The sequence below is a fragment of the Pseudomonas sp. Root401 genome (assembly GCF_001425105.1).
GTDB lineage: Bacteria > Pseudomonadota > Gammaproteobacteria > Pseudomonadales > Pseudomonadaceae > Aquipseudomonas > Aquipseudomonas brassicacearum.
Genome location: NZ_LMDO01000066.1, coordinates 25,692 through 42,106 on the forward strand (window position 1 = coordinate 25,692; position 16,415 = coordinate 42,106).

The window sequence follows — 16,415 nt, forward strand, 5'->3', positions numbered from 1 at the left end:
CCCCCATGGCTTTTACCGATCCATTCATCCGCCGTCCGGTGCTCGCCACCGTGGTCAGCCTGTTGATCGTGCTGCTGGGCTTCCAGGCCTGGAGCAAGTTGCCCCTGCGTCAGTATCCACAAATGGAGAACGCCCTGATCACGGTGACCACCGCCTACCCCGGGGCCAATGCCGAAACCATCCAGGGCTACATCACCCAGCCGATGCAGCAGAGCCTGGCCAGTGCCGAGGGCATCGACTACATGACCTCGGTCAGCCGCCAGAATTTCTCGGTGATTTCGGTCTATGCGCGCATCGGCTCCAACAGCGACCGGCTCTTTACCGAACTGCTGGCCAAGGCCAACGAGGTCAAGAACCAGCTGCCCCAGGATGCCGAGGACCCAGTTCTCAGCCGCGAGGCCGCCGATGCCTCGGCACTGATGTACATCAGCTTCTTCAGCAAGGAACTGAACAACCCGCAGATCACCGACTACCTGTCACGGGTGATCCAGCCCAAACTGGCGACCCTGCCAGGCATGGCAGAGGCAGAGATCCTCGGCAACCAGGTCTTCGCCATGCGCCTGTGGCTGGACCCGGTCAAGCTCGCCGGCTTCGGCCTGACTGCCGCCGACGTGACCAATGCCGTACGCCAGCACAACTTCCTCTCCGCCGCCGGTGAAGTGAAAGGCGAGTATGTGGTCACCAGCATCAACGCCAACACCGAACTCAAGTCCGCCGAGGCCTTCGGCGCGATCCCGCTCAAGACCGACGGCGACAGCCGCGTGTTGCTACGGGACGTGGCCCGCGTGGAAATGGGCGCCGAGAACTACGACTCCATCAGTTCCTTTGGTGGCACGCCCTCGGTGTACATCGGGATCAAGGCCACGCCCGGTGCGAACCCGCTGGATGTGATCAAGGAAGTGCGCAAGATCATGCCGGACATGGAGGCCCAGCTCCCGGCCAACCTCAAGGCCGAGATCGCCTACGACGCCACCCTTTTCATCCAGGCCTCCATCGACGAAGTGGTGAAAACCCTGTTCGAGGCGGTGCTGATCGTCATTGTCGTGGTGTTCCTGTTCCTCGGCGCCCTGCGTTCGGTGGTCATCCCGGTGGTGACCATCCCGCTGTCGATGATCGGCGTGATGTTCTTCATGCAGTTGATGGGCTACTCGATGAACCTCCTGACCCTGCTGGCCATGGTGCTCGCCATCGGTCTGGTGGTGGACGACGCCATCGTGGTGGTGGAGAACATTCACCGGCACATCGAGGAAGGCAAGACCCCATTCGACGCCGCAATAGAAGGCGCCCGGGAAATCGCCATGCCGGTGGTCTCGATGACCATCACCCTGGCGGCGGTGTACGCACCGATCGGTTTGCTCGAGGGCCTGACGGGCGCTTTGTTCAAGGAGTTCGCATTGACCCTGGCCGGGGCAGTGGTGATCTCCGGGATCGTCGCCCTGACCTTGTCACCGATGATGTGCGCCATGCTCCTGCGCCACGATGAGAACCCCTCGGGGCTGGCCCATCGGCTGGACATGGTTTTCGAACGCTTGAAGAGCCGTTACCAGCGCATGCTTCACGGCACGCTCAATACCCGGCCGGTGGTACTGGTGTTCGCCGTGATCGTCCTGCTGCTGATCCCGGTGCTGATCATGTTCACCAAGTCCGAACTGGCTCCCGACGAGGATCAGGGCATCATCTTCATGATGGCCAGCGCCCCGCAGCCAACCAATCTCGACTACCTGAACACGTACACCGATCACTTCATTACCATCTTCAAGGAGTTCCCGGAGTACTACTCCTCGTTCCAGATCAACGGCTACAACGGCGTACAGTCGGGCATCGGCGGCTTCCTGCTCAAGCCCTGGAACGAACGCAGCCGCACCCAGATGGAAATCCTGCCAGAGGTCCAGGCCAAGCTGGAAAGCGTGCCTGGCTTGCAGATATTCGGTTTCAACCTGCCCTCGCTGCCGGGCACCGGTGAAGGCTTGCCATTTGCGTTCGTCATCAACTCGCCGAAGGATTATGCGACGCTGCTGGAGATTGCCGACCGGGTCAAAAAGCGCGCATTGGAATCCGGCAAGTTCGCCTTCATGGACATAGACCTGGCGTTCGACAAACCCGAAGTCGTGGTGGATGTCGATCGCGCCAAGGCCGCCCAGATGGGCGTTTCGATGCAGGACCTGGGCGGTACCCTGGCGACACTGCTGGGTGAAGCCGAGATCAACCGCTTCACGCTCGAGGGACGCAGCTACAAGGTCATTGCCCAGGTCGAACGCCCCTTCCGGGACAACCCGGACTGGTTGAACAATTACTACGTGAAAAATACCAAGGGTGAATCACTCCCGCTGTCGACCCTGATCAAGGTCAGCGACCGGGCGCGACCGCGACAACTGAACCAGTTCCAGCAGCTCAATGCGGTGACCATTTCGGGCTTTCCCATCGTGAGCATGGGCGAGGCGATCGAGACTGTCCGTCAGATCGCCCGGGAGGAAGCCCCGGTGGGGTTCGCCTTCGATTACGCCGGGGCTTCGCGCCAATTCGTACAGGAAGGCAGCGCGTTGTGGGTGACCTTTGCCCTGGCACTGGCGATCATCTTCCTGGTACTGGCCGCGCAGTTCGAAAGCTTCCGGGACCCGCTGGTGATCCTGGTGACCGTGCCGCTGTCGATTTGTGGCGCCTTGATTCCGTTGTTCCTCGGCTGGTCGAGCATGAACATCTATACCCAGGTGGGGCTGGTGACGCTGATTGGCCTGATCAGCAAGCACGGGATCCTGATTGTCGAATTCGCCAACCAGCTGCGCAGGGAACAGAACCTGACACCGCGGGAAGCCGTGGAACAAGCTGCGTCGATTCGTCTACGGCCGGTACTGATGACCACCGCAGCAATGGTGTTCGGCATGGTGCCGTTGATCCTCGCCACCGGTGCCGGCGCGGTGAGCCGCTTCGACATTGGCATGGTGATCGCCACCGGGATGTCGATTGGTACCTTGTTCACGCTGTTCGTGTTGCCTTGCGTCTACACGCTGCTGGCCAAGCCGGACAAGGCCTGAGGAGTGTTCAAGCAAACTTGCTGGTACGGGATGTTTTTGTGGCGAGGGAGCTTGCTCCCGCTCGGCTCTGTAGGAGCTGGCGAAGCCTGCGATCTTTTGATCTTGATCTTGATCTTTCGCTCTAGACTTAATTGGCTGTGGAAAGATCGCAGCCTCGTTGCACTCGACAGCTCCTACACAGCTCCTGCACAGTTCCTACACCGCCCATACAGCTCCAGCGGGAGCAAGCTCCCTCGCCACGGGTTGGGTGTTTGACTGGAGGCTTGTAGTGGCCTTCTAAAAAACCAAAACAAAAATAAAGGCCTCGCACAAGCGAGGCCTTTATTTTGGCTTCATGTCTCTCAACTTTGCGGCCTCATCCCCTGGGACAGGCTGAACATGAACAGCAGCAGGTCATTGTCCGGTCGGATCGTCTCGCTGACCTTTGCCACGCGCGGCAAAGGACAATGCGCATCAGCATTGGAAGCACTGAGGATCTGCGAGCGTGGCTGCTCCCACACAGCCACCGCCATCGATGCAACTGCCAGGGCTCCGACCAAAAACAAACCTCTAGCAATTTCTAATTTCATCGCTATAAACCTTTGATAGCGCTGCCAAACGCCGCCTCGTAAAAGTAGACGAGTTTTTTCCAGTCAGCGTCGCTGAACGACGAGTGGCGCCGCAACTGCTTCAGGTCATGGGATGCCGCACGTTGTGCAGTCAGACGCTGGCGACACTTCTCAAAATCGAGCAAAGCCACTTCAGCCTTGGCCGCCTCGCCCTCTCCGGTCACGCGCACAAAGACATGCTTGATGTAGATACAGCCATGTTGCCAACGGCCCTTGTGCATGCGGACCAGGTTCTCAGCCAGTGTCAGGAGGACTTGATCATGCACGGCTTCGCCATGGCGCTCGCGGCCACCCCCGGCATACCAGTGCTCGATCTCTTCAAAACCTTCCAGCGCCTGTGTCACCAGCAACGCACGCCACTTGTGAACCGGGTCCCGCTGGGCGCCACAGAAAATGAGCTGGGGGACGCGAACACCCAATCGGGTCAACGCCAGGAGTGCGTCTTGCTCGCGCAGCACGGTCGGTCGACCGAACGGGTACAACCAGCTGCGATAAATATGTCCGGTCTGACGCTTGGCATAAAGCAGCTTGCCGTCCTTGCTCTTGATCCGTTGCACGCCGCTTTCACCGCCGCGACGCACATTGGGCTCTTCCACCCACTCACCCTGCTGACTCCAGAAATGTTCAAAGTCACCGGGGTGAATCGTTGATGCCTCTACTGCCTGCACACCCATGCCTTTACCTCTTGCGTAATACATAAACTCGCCACATGGCATAGAGCGGTAGAAAATCCAGTCGTTCCTGAATGCGAAACCCTGCCTGCCGAAACTCCTCCTCTACTGTAGCAACCGGTAACACAAATCGATTCTGGTAGTCTTTTTGCCCACGAGTGCGTTCCTGGCGCTTGCGTTTCCAGGCCTTGAAATTGCCATCGACCCATAACGAAACGATCACGCTGTCGCGGCTGACACGCTGGAATTCCCTAAGAATTGCCAGTCGATGGGCGGGTTCACCGATGTGGTGCAACAGGCGCATGCAAAAAATGCTGTCGACGGCGTTATCAGGCAAGGCGATGTCGAACGCAGAAGTGTGCAAGGGTTGTACCCGTTTCACCACATCGGCCGGTTGAGCCTCCATTGCGGTCTTGAGCATGGCCTCGGAATTGTCTGCGCCGATGATGACCCGGTTCGGTTTTTCGGCCAACAGGGACCAGAATCGCCCGGCACCGCATGGCAGGTCCAACACCAGGCCGGGGTCGCCCACGAGTGCTAATGCGCGGCGGGCCAGTTGCTGGTCTCGTAGGTTGGAAAGACGGCGACTCAAGCTGCCTCGATGCTTATGAAAATATTTCTTGGCGTGCTGCTCGTCATATTTCTCGGAAAAATCGAGTTTGATAGGGTCGGGCATCGATGGGGGCCTCCAGTCTGGATAGCCCCCACCTTATGAATTGGTATGTCAGGGTCAGGTCATCACTTTGTGAAAACTTTGTCATGTACATGACCGAATCTTTACAGGATTTTTCCAACCTGGCGATCATGCCTTCGGATTCAGCTCCACCTCGAAATGGCAACCGTTGGGCTCCATCGTACTGAGGCTCACCGTCCAGCCCTGGTTTTCGCAAATCCGTTGCACCAGTGACAGCCCCAACCCCAGCCCCTCACCGCGCTTTTCGTTGCCGCGCACGAATGGCTCGAACATCGCCTCGCGCTTCTCCTCCGGGATGCCCACGCCACTGTCCTCGACCACGAAGCCGGTGGCAGTCAACGAGAGACGGATGAACCCCTGGTCGGTGTAGTGCAAGGCATTTCGCAGCAGGTTGCCCATGACGGCGGTGAGGAACGTGGCGTTATACAGGGTGTCGAGGGTTTGTCCCGGTTCGAAGATCAGCGTCAGGCCTTTGGATTCGATGGGGCCGCGCCATACTCCGAGGAGATTTTCAGCCACCTGTGCAAGGTTCAGCCGAGGCGACATGCCGTTGTCTTCGCGCTGGGCCCTGGCAAGCATCAGGAAGGTCTGCACCAGCTCGCGCATCTCTTCACTGGCCCTGTTGATGCGTTCGACCTGGGTGCGACCACGCTGGTCCAATGCCGGGTTTTCCAGCAGTAATTCACAGGAGGTCGCCAAGACCATCAACGGTGTGCGCAATTCGTGGCTCACGTCGCTGGTGAACAATCGTTCGCGGGTCAGGGCCTGGCGCAATCGCCCAAGCGTCGCGTCGAACGCCACGGCCAGTTCACCCACTTCATCGGCGGCATAATCCGGGGCCAGCGGCGGAGCCAGACCCAGGAGCTGGTCGCGATGGCGCACTTGCCGGGCCAGGCGAACCACCGGCGCCATCACCCGGCGTGCCAGGACCCAGCCCAAAAATACCGCCAGCGCCAGGCTGAGCACAAAGCCCACCAGCACCACAGCGAACAGCACCCTCTCACGCTCCTCGAAGTCGCTCTGGTCCTGCAGCAACACGTAATGCCGGCCGTCAACGATCTCGACCATGGCGTGATATGACAACTGCTCGCGAAACACTTCGTGGAAACCACGCTCCAGATGGCGCAGATCCTTGGGCAACTCGAAGTCACCTGGGCCACCGCTGAAATAAAACAACTGGTCGGGTTCCGGGCGATGGTTCCAGTCCGAGACACTGTCCATCAACAGCAAGCGCTGCAGATCGCCGCCAAGCCCGGCGGAGATCAGTTTTTCTTCTACCAGGTGGACCGTCGCCACGATGCCCATGGCGAAAGCGCCAGCCACCAATGCGCTCATCAGCGCAAAGGCGATGATGATCCGTTGGGCGAGGCTCTGCTTAAACTCCATCGCGGCCCTCGGCCAAGCGATAGCCGACGCCGTGTACCGTGTGCAACAACGGCTTGTCGAACGGCTTGTCGATCACCTGGCGCAGTTGATGTACGTGGCTGCGCAGGCTGTCGCTGTCCGGGCAATCATCACCCCACAACGCTTCTTCGAGGATTTCGCGACGCAGCACGTGAGGGCTTTTCTGCATCAGTACCGCCAGCAGCTTGAGGCCGACAGGGTTGAGCTTGAGCAGCTTGCCTTCACGCGTCACTTCCAAGGTGTCGAGGTCGTAGGTCAGGTCGCCGACCTGCAAGGCACGACGGCCACCACCTTGGGACCGACGCATGACGGCTTCGATCCGCGCCGCCAGTTCCGACAGGGCAAACGGTTTGATCAGGTAGTCATCGGCCCCGGACTTGAAGCCCTGCAGCCGGTCGTCCAACTGGTCCCGGGCGGTGAGCATGATCACGGGTGTATCGCGCCGGGCGTCTTCACGCAGGCGCTTGCACAAGGTATAGCCGTCGATGCCCGGCAGCATGATATCGAGCACGATCAGGTCGTAGTGTTCGGTCGCGGCCAGGTGCAACCCCGACAAACCGTCCTGGGCACAATCGACGGTGTAGCCCTTGAGCCCCAGGTAATCGGCCAGGTTGGCCAGGATATCGCGGTTGTCTTCGACCAATAGAATTCGCATGGGCACCTCTGTGTACACAGTTAACGGCCATCTCGGCCCGCGCAGCTTACGGCCAAGTTTGGCTGACGGCTAGGGTTGTATCGGCTGTGGGAGCGAGCTTGCTCGCGATAGCGGTGGATCAGCCGCCATCAATGTTGGGTGTGCCGACGCTATCGCGAGCAAGCTCGCTCCCACAAAGATCCAGTGAACTCAGGAACAGGACTGTGTAGGCATTGACGAGTTTTTCACCCAACATTCACACCGTCCCGACGCAATGCAGACCAGACTGCGCAACGCGCTGCTTACGAAAACCTCCGTCAAAGGTACTGCCATGGTTTCCACCGCCATCCGCCCCGCTTCCAGGCCCCTGAATTTCTGGGTTGCCCTGGGCCTGCCCGCCGTTGTCGCAGCGACGCTGGTGTTGCTGGAACTGACCACGCTGGACATGGACGCGGCCAAGCTGTTTTACGACCCGATGGCGGGTGGATTCATCGGCCGCCACAGCTTTTTCCTCGAAGACATCCTGCACGATCGAGCCAAAGAGTTGGTCATCGTGTTCTCCGTGCTGGCGATCCTGGGATTCATCAGCTCGTTCTTCATCACCCGGCTCAAACCGTTCAAACGGGAATTGGGCTGCCTGGTGCTGTCCCTGGCACTGGCGACGTCCTTCGTCACGCCGATGAAAGCGGTGACGGCGGTGCAATGCCCCTGGAGCCTGAAGGAATTCGGTGGCAAGGAAACCTACAGTGAGCTGCTAAGCCCGCGCCCGGCCACGGACAAACCCGGTCGATGCTGGCCCGGCGGTCACGCCGCTACCGGGTTCACGTTGTTTGCGCTGTTCTTCGTCCTGCGCGACCGCCGCCCGCGGCTGGCCCGCCAGGCTCTGATATTCGCGTTCACGTTGGGAACGGTGTTCTCCCTGGGGCGGATGATGCAAGGGGCCCACTTCTTTTCCCACAACGTGTGGACCGCGGTGTTCTGTTGGCTGATCTGCCTGGGGTGCTACTACTACATCCTGTACCGACCGGCCGTCATGACTGATCACGTAGCGTTGAGCCAGCCCTCCAACGCCTGAAAGCGCCTCGGACAAACCCTGTGGGAGCAAAGCTTGCTCGCGAATACGATGGCAGCTTCAACATCCTGGCAAGCTGACCCACCGCAATCGCGAGCAAGCTTTGCTCCCACAGAGACAGTCGGGCCCAGCTCAATGCAGGGGCAAACCCAAGGCAATAAAAAACCCCGCTAGCTTTCGCAGGCGGGGTTTTTCGCTACAGGGGTAAGGCTGGCTTACATCATGCCGCCCATGCCGCCCATGCCACCCATGTCTGGCATACCGCCGCCAGCTGGAGCGTCTTCCTTGATTTCAGCGATCATCGCCTCGGTGGTGATCATCAGGCTGGCAATCGACGAAGCCGCTTGCAGAGCTGAACGAGTCACTTTGGCTGGGTCCAGGATACCCATTTCGATCATGTCGCCGTATTCGCCGGTAGCAGCGTTGTAACCGTAGTTACCCGAACCCTGCTTGACCTTGTCGACCACAACGCTTGGCTCGTCGCCGGAGTTGGCAACGATCTGGCGCAGCGGGGCTTCTACAGCGCGACGCAGCAACTGGATGCCCACGTTCTGGTCATCGTTGTCGCCTTTGAGTTCGCTGATGGCTTGCAGGGCACGAACCAGTGCCACGCCGCCGCCAGGTACCACGCCTTCTTCGACGGCTGCGCGGGTCGCGTGCAGGGCGTCTTCAACGCGGGCTTTCTTCTCTTTCATTTCAACTTCGGAACCAGCGCCAACCTTGATCACTGCAACGCCGCCGGACAGCTTGGCCAGGCGCTCTTGCAGTTTTTCACGGTCGTAGTCGGACGAAGTCTCGGCCACTTGTGCGCGGATCTGAGTCACGCGAGCCTGGATGTCAGCCTCAACGCCAGCACCGTCGATCACGGTGGTGTTTTCCTTGGACAGGATCACGCGCTTGGCGTTACCCAGGTGCTCCAGGGTGGTGCTTTCCAGGCTCAGGCCGATCTCTTCGGAGATAACGGTACCGCCGGTCAGTACGGCGATGTCCTGCAGCATGGCCTTGCGACGATCACCGAAGCCTGGTGCCTTGACGGCAGCAACCTTGACGATACCGCGCATGTTGTTCACGACCAGGGTCGCCAGGGCTTCGCCTTCAACGTCTTCAGCCACGATCAGCAGTGGGCGGCCGGCTTTGGCAACGGCTTCCAGCACGGGCAGCATTTCGCGGATGTTGGAGATCTTCTTGTCCACCAGCAGGATCAGCGGGCCGTCGAGTTCGGCGGTCATGGTGTCCGGCTTGTTGACGAAGTACGGGGACAGGTAGCCACGGTCGAACTGCATGCCTTCTACGACCGACAGTTCGTTTTCCAGGCCCGAGCCTTCTTCAACGGTGATCACGCCTTCTTTACCGACTTTTTCCATGGCTTCGGCAATGATGTCGCCGATGGAGTTGTCGGAGTTGGCGGAGATGGTGCCGACCTGAGCGATTGCCTTGGTGTCAGCGCATGGCTTGGACAGGGCCTTGAGTTCTTTGACAATGGCGATGGTCGCCTTGTCGATGCCGCGCTTGAGGTCCATCGGGTTCATGCCGGCAGCGACGGCTTTCAGGCCTTCGTTGACGATCGATTGAGCCAGGACGGTAGCGGTGGTGGTGCCGTCGCCAGCGTCATCGTTGGCACGGGAGGCAACGTCTTTGACCAGTTGCGCGCCCATGTTTTCGAAGCGGTCTTTCAGCTCGATTTCTTTGGCTACGGAAACGCCGTCCTTGGTGATGGTCGGAGCGCCGAAGCTCTTCTCGATGATCACGTTACGGCCTTTCGGGCCGAGGGTCGCTTTTACTGCGTCAGCCAGGACGTTGACACCGGCGAGCATTTTCTTGCGGGCGGAATCGCCGAATTTAACTTCTTTAGCAGCCATGATCGATATTCCTTAAATACTTTGTAGTAACGGGAAAATGGGCGGGGGAATCAGCCTTCGAGGACAGCGAGGATTTCGTTCTCGCTCATTACCAGCAGGTCTTCGCCGTCGACTTTCACTGTGTTGCTGCCGGAGTAAGGGCCGAACACAACCTTGTCACCCACTTTCACGGCCAGCGCACGTACTTCACCGTTTTCCAGTGCCTTGCCTGGGCCTACAGCGAGAACTTCACCGTGGTTGGCTTTTTCAGCAGCCGAACCTGGCAGGACGATACCGCCAGCGGTTTTCTTCTCTTCTTCGCTGCGACGGATGACGACGCGGTCATGCAGAGGACGAAGCTTCATTGTCGATCTCTCCTAATTTTTGGTTTTCATCGGCCGGTGTAGTCCCGGCGGGTTTAACAAAGCCGGCGGAGCCGGGTGCGGTTCGTCAGTCGAACCGCGGAAGTCTGTCCGGTGTCACCACCGGAAACCTTGCGGTGACCGTTACATAAGGGCGTACAAGTGGATTACAAGGGCGGGGACAGAAAATTTTTTACTCCATGCCGCCAAAACGAACACGGCGCCCGAAGGCGCCGTGGCGAGGATATTACTTGGAATCGCGGTGTTCGAATTCGCCTTCGATCACGTTGGGCTCGCGGCCCACAGGCTCGCGCGGTGCCGGACCGCCGCGGGGTTGGAGGTCATCGGCGAAAGCACGCTGACGCATCGCCTGCTCTTCGGCGCGCTGACGCATTTTATTGGCCAGCAGCCGACGGGTGAACGGCAACAGCATGACCAGGCCCAGCACGTCGCTGATAAAGCCTGGCAGGATCAACAGGCCGCCACCCAGGGCCAGCATCAGGCCTTCGAGCATGGTCTGGGCGGGCAACTCGCCGCGGTTCAGGCTTTCACGGGCACGCAATGCCGTGGCGAGGCCGGCGATACGCAGCACGAACACGCCGAGCATCGAGCCGAGAATGACCAGCAGCAACGCCGGGAAAAACCCGATCGCACCGCTGACCTTGACGAATACGAACAGCTCCAACACCGGGAACAGCAGAAAGAGCAACAAAAAAGGGCGCATCAAATGGTTCCTCAACGCAAGAATGCCTTGCTATGAAACCCTAAATGACGTCGCCCTTTCGTGAATTCAAGCGTCGACTTCCGCATTTTTTGGCCATTGCTCGGCGTGAGCCAGATAAACCAAGGCTTCGCGCACTTGTGTCGGCGTGTTGCAAGGCGTCGGAAACGCCAGCCAGTGTAGGCCCTGGCCAATGCGCAAGTGCATGCCCTCGCTGTCGATGCCCGCCAGTTGTGCCGGTTCGCTTTTCGGCAGGCCGGTCAATTCCACGTAATGGGCGATGGCCTTGGCGTGATCGGCATTCATGTGCTCGACCATGCTGGCTTCGGCTTTGCCGGCGAAGGGATTGGCCAGGGTGAGCTGGTCGATCCAGTGAATGGCACCAAAGCCGCCGATGTAGCGATGGCGCACCGGCTCGAGCACCCAGAAATCGAAATCATGGGCCTTGTGGTAGTTCTGCGAGTCAGGGAAATAGCGGTAGTAACGCTCGGCGGCAGCCTCGATGGCGCCACTGTCTTCGAGTTTGCGGGCCTCGGCCAGGTAGGTCAGGCGCCCGACGGCCTGCACATCCTCGGCGCCCCGCTCGCCCACCAGCATCGAACACTTGGGGTCTTTCTGCAGATTGTGAGTGTGCTGGGCGATACGGCTGATCAGGATCAGTGGCCGGCCTTGTTCGTCCAGGCAATAGGGCACCACGGAGCCGAACGGAAAGCCGGGCATGGATTTGGAATGAGTGGAGAGCACTCCACGGTACTCCTTGAGCAGTAGTTCCCGGGCATGCTTGGCAGCTTCAACGCTCAACTTATGACTCCTTTAATGAAATCCGTCTAGAAAACGGTCAGGTGACTGGAGTAATGTTCCGGTACACCGATAGGACAGTTCTCGTGTGCAACCGGGCTACACCGTCGCAAATCGAGAGACATCCCAAAGGGTCCCCTCCATCGCTGCGCCACCTGGACATGAGCATGCAACTCACTGACAAAGTAATCATTATCACCGGCGGTTGCCAGGGCCTGGGCCGCTCCATGGCCGAGTATCTCGCGGGCAAAGGCGCGAAGCTCGCCCTGGTGGATCTCAACCAGGAAAAACTCGACCAGGCGGTTGCCGCGTGTGTAGCCAAGGGCGTCGAAGCCCGGGCGTACCTGTGCAACGTGGCCAATGAGGAGCAGGTCAGCGACATGGTCGCCCGGGTGGCCGAGGACTTCGGCGCGATCCACGGCCTGATCAACAACGCCGGGATCCTGCGTGACGGCCTGCTGCTCAAGGTCAAGGACGGCGAAATGACCAAGATGAGCCTGGCCCAGTGGCAGGCCGTGATCGACGTCAACCTCACCGGTGTATTCCTGTGCACCCGTGAAGTGGCGGCGAAAATGGTCGAGCTGAAGAACAGCGGCGCCATCATCAATATCTCGTCGATCTCCCGCGCCGGCAACGTCGGCCAGACCAACTACTCGGCCGCCAAGGCCGGTGTGGCCGCCGCCACCGTGACCTGGGCCAAGGAACTGGCGCGCTACGGCATCCGTGTCGCCGGCATCGCACCGGGGTTCATCGAAACCGAGATGACCCTGGGCATGAAGCCCGAGGCCCTGGAAAAAATGACCTCGGGGATTCCGCTCAAGCGTATGGGCAAGCCTGAGGAGATTGCGCATTCGGCGGCGTATATCTTCGAGAACGACTATTACACCGGCCGGATCCTGGAGATGGATGGCGGGTTGCGGATCTAAACCCACTGCATAACCCATGTGGGGGCGAGCCTGTGGGGGGCAAAGCCTGTGGGAGCATAGCTTGCTCGCGATGACGGCGTCACACCCAACATCTCTGTTGGCTTTAAAACCGCTATCGCGAGCAAGCTATGCTCCCACAGGCTTTGCTCCTACAGGCTTGCTCCCCACATTAGATTGCATTTCAGCTGATCAATCGTCGCTGACAGTGATGTTCGGCATCGCCGGCATGGCCGCTTCCTGCAACACGATCCGCGCGCCCACGTGACGGGCCAGTTCCTGATAGACCATGGCGATCTGGCTGTCCGGTTCGGCGATGACCGTCGGCTTGCCGCCATCGGCCTGTTCGCGGATCAGCATCGACAGCGGCAGCGAAGCGAGCAATTCGACGCCGTACTGGGTCGCCAGTTTTTCCCCGCCACCTTCGCCGAACAGGTGCTCGGCATGCCCGCAGTTCGAGCAGATGTGCACGGCCATGTTCTCCACCACGCCGAGTACCGGGATGTTGACCTTGCGGAACATCTCCACGCCCTTGCGTGCATCCAGCAGGGCCAGGTCTTGAGGCGTGGTGACGATCACCGCACCGGCCACCGGGACTTTCTGCGCCAGGGTCAGCTGGATATCGCCAGTGCCCGGTGGCATGTCGATCACCAGGTAATCCAGGTCGCCCCACGCGGTTTGCGTGACCAGTTGCAGCAAGGCACCGGAAACCATCGGCCCGCGCCAGACCATCGGTGTGTTGTCGTCGGTCAGGAAGGCCATGGACATGACTTCCACGCCATGGGACTGGATCGGCACGAACCACTTCTGGTCCTTGACCTGCGGCCGGGTGCCCTCGGCAACACCGAACATGATGCCCTGGCTCGGACCGTAGATGTCTGCATCGAGAATCCCGACCTTCGCCCCTTCACGGGCCAGGGCCAGGGCCAGGTTGGCCGCGGTGGTGGACTTGCCCACGCCGCCCTTGCCCGAGGCCACGGCGATCACGTTCTTGACGTTCGCCAGCCCAGGCACCTGCGTCTGGGCCTTGTGGGCGGCGATCACACTGGTGATGTCGACTTTGGCGGCGCTGACCCCGTCCAGGGCCTCGATCGCCATTTGCAGCATCTGCGCCCAACCGCTCTTGAACAGATCGGCGGCGTAGCCGATTTCCAGCTGGACACTGACGCGATCGCCCTGGATGTCGATGGCGCGCACGCATCCGGCGCTGACCGGGTCCTGGTTCAGGTAGGGGTCGGTGTACTGGCGAAGGACGGCTTCCACCGCTGCGCGATTGACGGCGCTCATGGGCAACTCCGATAGCAAGACTTGAAAACAGGCCGCTATCCTACGCCGCGCATGCTTTTGTGGCGAGGGAGCTTGCTTCCGCTCGGCGCTGTAGGAGCTGTCGAGTGCAACGAGGCTGCGATCTTTCCCCAGGCAATCGAAATCTCAAGCGAAAAAATCAAGAACAAAAGATCGCAGGCTTCGCCAGCTCCTACAGCGGGAGCAAGCTCCCTCGCCACGGATTCGGTGGGAAACAGGCTGGTGGGGTGAAATATATTTCCCAGCGCTTTATAGTGGCCGACCTCCGTTTCATCAAGTAGCCGAGCCCCATGTCCGAGCCACGCAAGATCCTCGTCACCAGCGCCCTGCCCTATGCCAATGGTTCGATTCACCTCGGCCATATGCTGGAGTACATCCAGACCGATATGTGGGTGCGCTTCCAGAAGCATCGCGGCAACCAATGCATTTATGTCTGCGCCGACGACGCCCACGGTTCGGCCATCATGCTGCGCGCAGAAAAGGAAGGCATCACCCCGGAACAACTGATCGCCAACGTCCAGGCTGAACACAGCGCCGACTTTGCCGAGTTTCTGGTGGACTTCGACAACTTCCACTCCACTCACGCCGAAGAAAACCGTGAGCTGTCGAGCCAGATCTACCTGAAGCTGCGTGACGCCGGGCACATCGCCACCCGTTCGATCACCCAGTATTTCGACCCGGAAAAGAAAATGTTCCTGGCCGACCGCTTCATCAAGGGCACCTGCCCGAAATGTGGCACTGAAGACCAGTACGGCGATAACTGCGAAAAATGCGGCGCCACCTACGCACCAACCGACCTGAAAGACCCGAAATCGGCGATTTCCGGGGCGACGCCGGTGCTCAAGGACTCCCAGCATTTCTTCTTCAAGCTGCCGGACTTCCAGCAGATGCTGCAAGCCTGGACCCGCAGCGGCACCCTGCAGGACGCCGTCGCCAACAAGATCGCCGAATGGCTCGATGCCGGCCTGCAACAGTGGGACATTTCCCGCGATGCGCCGTACTTCGGCTTCGAGATCCCCGACGAGCCCGGCAAGTATTTCTACGTGTGGCTGGACGCTCCGATCGGCTACATGGCAAGTTTCAAGAACCTCTGCAACCGCACGCCGGAGCTGGACTTCGACGCGTTCTGGGGCAAGGACTCCACCGCCGAGCTGTATCACTTCATCGGCAAGGACATCGTCAACTTCCACGCACTGTTCTGGCCGGCAATGCTTGAAGGCGCCGGTTTCCGCAAGCCGACGGGCATCAATGTCCACGGCTACCTGACCGTCAACGGCCAGAAAATGTCCAAGTCCCGCGGCACCTTCATCAAGGCCCGGACCTACCTGGACCACCTGTCCCCGGAATACCTGCGTTACTACTACGCGGCCAAGCTCGGCCGCGGCGTCGACGACCTGGACCTGAACCTCGAAGACTTCGTGCAGAAGGTCAACTCCGACCTGGTGGGCAAGGTCGTCAACATTGCCAGCCGTTGCGCCGGTTTCATCCACAAGGGCAACGCCGGGGTCCTGGTCGCCGGCAATGCCGCGCCGGAACTGACCGACGCCTTCCTGGCGGCCGGGCCAAGCATCGCCGAAGCCTATGAGTCCCGCGACTTTGCCCGTGCCATGCGCGAAATCATGGCCCTGGCCGACCGTGCCAATGCCTGGATCGCCGACAAGGCGCCCTGGTCCCTGGCCAAGCAGGAAGGCAAACAGGACGAAGTCCAGGCGATCTGCGCCCTGGGCATCAACCTGTTCCGCCAACTGGTGATTTTCCTCAAGCCGGTGCTGCCGCTGCTGGCTGCCGATGCCGAGGCGTTCCTCAACGTCGCGCCACTGACCTGGAACGATCACCAGACGCTGCTGAGCAACCATCAGCTGAACGCGTTCAAGCCGTTGATGACCCGTATCGACGCAACCAAGGTGCAAGCCATGACCGACGCCTCCAAGGAAGACCTGGCCGCCAGCCAGACCGACACCGGTGCGCCTGCCGGGAACGGCGAACTGGCCAAGGACCCGCTGTCGCCGGAAATCGACTTCGACGCCTTTGCCGCCGTTGACCTGCGCGTGGCGCTGATCGTCAAGGCCGAGGCCGTCGAAGGCGCCGACAAGTTGCTGCGCCTGACCCTGGACATCGGCGACGAGCAACGCAACGTGTTCTCCGGTATCAAGAGTGCCTACCCGGACCCGGCCAAGCTCGAAGGCCGGTTGACGATGATGATCGCCAACCTCAAGCCGCGCAAAATGCGCTTTGGCATCTCCGAAGGCATGGTGATGGCGGCAGGCCCCGGCGGCGAGGAAATCTACCTGTTGAGCCCTGACAGCGGCGCCAAGCCGGGCCAGCGGATCAAGTAACGCGACCGCTTGCTGCA

Annotated in this window: 14 protein-coding genes; 4 read left to right on the plus strand and 10 right to left on the minus strand. The window is 60.1% G+C overall.

The genetic code is table 11. The annotated features are described in order from the left end of the window. The first annotated feature begins 5 nt into the window (after positions 1 to 5). On the plus strand, positions 6 to 3,032 hold the full coding sequence (locus tag ASC85_RS29945) for a multidrug efflux RND transporter permease subunit (RefSeq protein ID WP_057452489.1): 3,027 nt from the start codon (positions 6 to 8) through the stop codon (positions 3,030 to 3,032). A 341-nt stretch (positions 3,033 to 3,373) separates the two neighbouring features. Here the strand turns inward: ASC85_RS29945 and ASC85_RS29950 are convergent, their stop codons facing one another. The 5 genes from ASC85_RS29950 to colR all read right to left on the minus strand — a co-directional run bounded on the left by ASC85_RS29950 (position 3,374) and on the right by colR (position 7,064). Continuing rightward, a complete protein-coding gene (locus ASC85_RS29950; RefSeq protein ID WP_013694093.1) occupies positions 3,374 to 3,601 on the minus strand; it encodes a hypothetical protein in 228 nt (75 codons plus the stop codon). 2 nt (positions 3,602 to 3,603) lie between these two features. Continuing rightward, positions 3,604 to 4,314 (minus strand): lipopolysaccharide kinase InaA family protein, encoded by a 711-nt coding sequence (locus ASC85_RS29955; RefSeq protein ID WP_057452490.1) that lies wholly within the window; start codon positions 4,312 to 4,314, stop codon positions 3,604 to 3,606. 4 nt (positions 4,315 to 4,318) lie between these two features. After that, positions 4,319 to 4,987, minus strand: a complete 669-nt coding sequence (locus tag ASC85_RS29960) for a class I SAM-dependent methyltransferase (protein ID WP_057452491.1) — start codon at positions 4,985 to 4,987, stop codon at positions 4,319 to 4,321. A 126-nt stretch (positions 4,988 to 5,113) separates the two neighbouring features. After that, positions 5,114 to 6,391 carry a sensor histidine kinase gene (locus tag ASC85_RS29965; protein WP_057452492.1) on the minus strand — a complete coding sequence of 426 codons (1,278 nt, stop codon included), beginning with the start codon at positions 6,389 to 6,391 and terminating at the stop codon, positions 5,114 to 5,116. Then, positions 6,381 to 7,064 (minus strand): two-component system response regulator ColR, encoded by a 684-nt coding sequence (gene colR, locus ASC85_RS29970; RefSeq protein ID WP_057452493.1) that lies wholly within the window; start codon positions 7,062 to 7,064, stop codon positions 6,381 to 6,383. The genes ASC85_RS29965 and colR overlap by 11 nt, the downstream gene beginning before the upstream one ends. Before the next feature lie 310 nt (positions 7,065 to 7,374). Between colR and ASC85_RS29975 the strand changes: the two genes are divergently transcribed. Further along, positions 7,375 to 8,118, plus strand: coding sequence for a phosphatase PAP2 family protein (locus tag ASC85_RS29975; RefSeq protein WP_057452584.1), 744 nt, complete (start codon positions 7,375 to 7,377; stop codon positions 8,116 to 8,118). Positions 8,119 to 8,330: 212 nt separating this feature from the next. Here ASC85_RS29975 and groL read toward each other — a convergent pair whose 3' ends face one another. The 4 genes from groL to ASC85_RS29995 form a co-directional block, all read right to left on the minus strand. Next, positions 8,331 to 9,974, minus strand: a complete 1,644-nt coding sequence (gene groL, locus ASC85_RS29980; RefSeq protein WP_053124505.1) for a chaperonin GroEL — start codon at positions 9,972 to 9,974, stop codon at positions 8,331 to 8,333. Between the two features lie 50 nt (positions 9,975 to 10,024). Further along, positions 10,025 to 10,318 carry a co-chaperone GroES gene (locus ASC85_RS29985; protein WP_003204913.1) on the minus strand — a complete coding sequence of 98 codons (294 nt, stop codon included), beginning with the start codon at positions 10,316 to 10,318 and terminating at the stop codon, positions 10,025 to 10,027. A 244-nt stretch (positions 10,319 to 10,562) separates the two neighbouring features. Beyond that, a complete protein-coding gene (locus ASC85_RS29990) occupies positions 10,563 to 11,039 on the minus strand; it encodes an FxsA family protein (protein WP_014339863.1) in 477 nt (158 codons plus the stop codon). 66 nt (positions 11,040 to 11,105) lie between these two features. Then, complete coding sequence (locus ASC85_RS29995; protein ID WP_057452494.1) at positions 11,106 to 11,837, minus strand: HugZ family pyridoxamine 5'-phosphate oxidase; 732 nt, start codon at positions 11,835 to 11,837, stop codon at positions 11,106 to 11,108. A 164-nt stretch (positions 11,838 to 12,001) separates the two neighbouring features. On the opposite strand from ASC85_RS29995, the gene ASC85_RS30000 reads away from it, so the two are divergent. Further along, entirely contained in the window at positions 12,002 to 12,760 is a 759-nt protein-coding gene (locus ASC85_RS30000; protein WP_003204919.1) for an SDR family oxidoreductase, read from the plus strand. 189 nt (positions 12,761 to 12,949) lie between these two features. On the opposite strand, the gene apbC is transcribed toward ASC85_RS30000, so the two are convergent. Beyond that, positions 12,950 to 14,044, minus strand: a complete 1,095-nt coding sequence (gene apbC / locus ASC85_RS30005; protein WP_057452495.1) for an iron-sulfur cluster carrier protein ApbC — start codon at positions 14,042 to 14,044, stop codon at positions 12,950 to 12,952. A 308-nt stretch (positions 14,045 to 14,352) separates the two neighbouring features. On the opposite strand from apbC, the gene metG reads away from it, so the two are divergent. Continuing rightward, on the plus strand, positions 14,353 to 16,398 hold the full coding sequence (gene metG / locus ASC85_RS30010; RefSeq protein WP_057452496.1) for a methionine--tRNA ligase: 2,046 nt from the start codon (positions 14,353 to 14,355) through the stop codon (positions 16,396 to 16,398). The last annotated feature ends 17 nt before the right edge of the window (positions 16,399 to 16,415 follow it).

Bases quoted from the DNA above. Each gene is read 5' to 3' on its own strand.
- ASC85_RS29945 (WP_057452489.1), top strand. From the start codon at position 6: ATGGCTTTTACCGATCCATTCATCCGCCGTCCGGTGCTCGCCACCGTG.
- ASC85_RS29950 (WP_013694093.1), bottom strand. From the start codon at position 3,601: ATGAAATTAGAAATTGCTAGAGGTTTGTTTTTGGTCGGAGCCCTGGCA.
- ASC85_RS29955 (WP_057452490.1), bottom strand. From the start codon at position 4,314: ATGGGTGTGCAGGCAGTAGAGGCATCAACGATTCACCCCGGTGACTTT.
- ASC85_RS29960 (WP_057452491.1), bottom strand. From the start codon at position 4,987: ATGCCCGACCCTATCAAACTCGATTTTTCCGAGAAATATGACGAGCAG.
- ASC85_RS29965 (WP_057452492.1), bottom strand. From the start codon at position 6,391: ATGGAGTTTAAGCAGAGCCTCGCCCAACGGATCATCATCGCCTTTGCG.
- colR (WP_057452493.1), bottom strand. From the start codon at position 7,064: ATGCGAATTCTATTGGTCGAAGACAACCGCGATATCCTGGCCAACCTG.
- ASC85_RS29975 (WP_057452584.1), top strand. From the start codon at position 7,375: ATGGTTTCCACCGCCATCCGCCCCGCTTCCAGGCCCCTGAATTTCTGG.
- groL (WP_053124505.1), bottom strand. From the start codon at position 9,974: ATGGCTGCTAAAGAAGTTAAATTCGGCGATTCCGCCCGCAAGAAAATG.
- ASC85_RS29985 (WP_003204913.1), bottom strand. From the start codon at position 10,318: ATGAAGCTTCGTCCTCTGCATGACCGCGTCGTCATCCGTCGCAGCGAA.
- ASC85_RS29990 (WP_014339863.1), bottom strand. From the start codon at position 11,039: ATGCGCCCTTTTTTGTTGCTCTTTCTGCTGTTCCCGGTGTTGGAGCTG.
- ASC85_RS30000 (WP_003204919.1), top strand. From the start codon at position 12,002: ATGCAACTCACTGACAAAGTAATCATTATCACCGGCGGTTGCCAGGGC.
- apbC (WP_057452495.1), bottom strand. From the start codon at position 14,044: ATGAGCGCCGTCAATCGCGCAGCGGTGGAAGCCGTCCTTCGCCAGTAC.
- metG (WP_057452496.1), top strand. From the start codon at position 14,353: ATGTCCGAGCCACGCAAGATCCTCGTCACCAGCGCCCTGCCCTATGCC.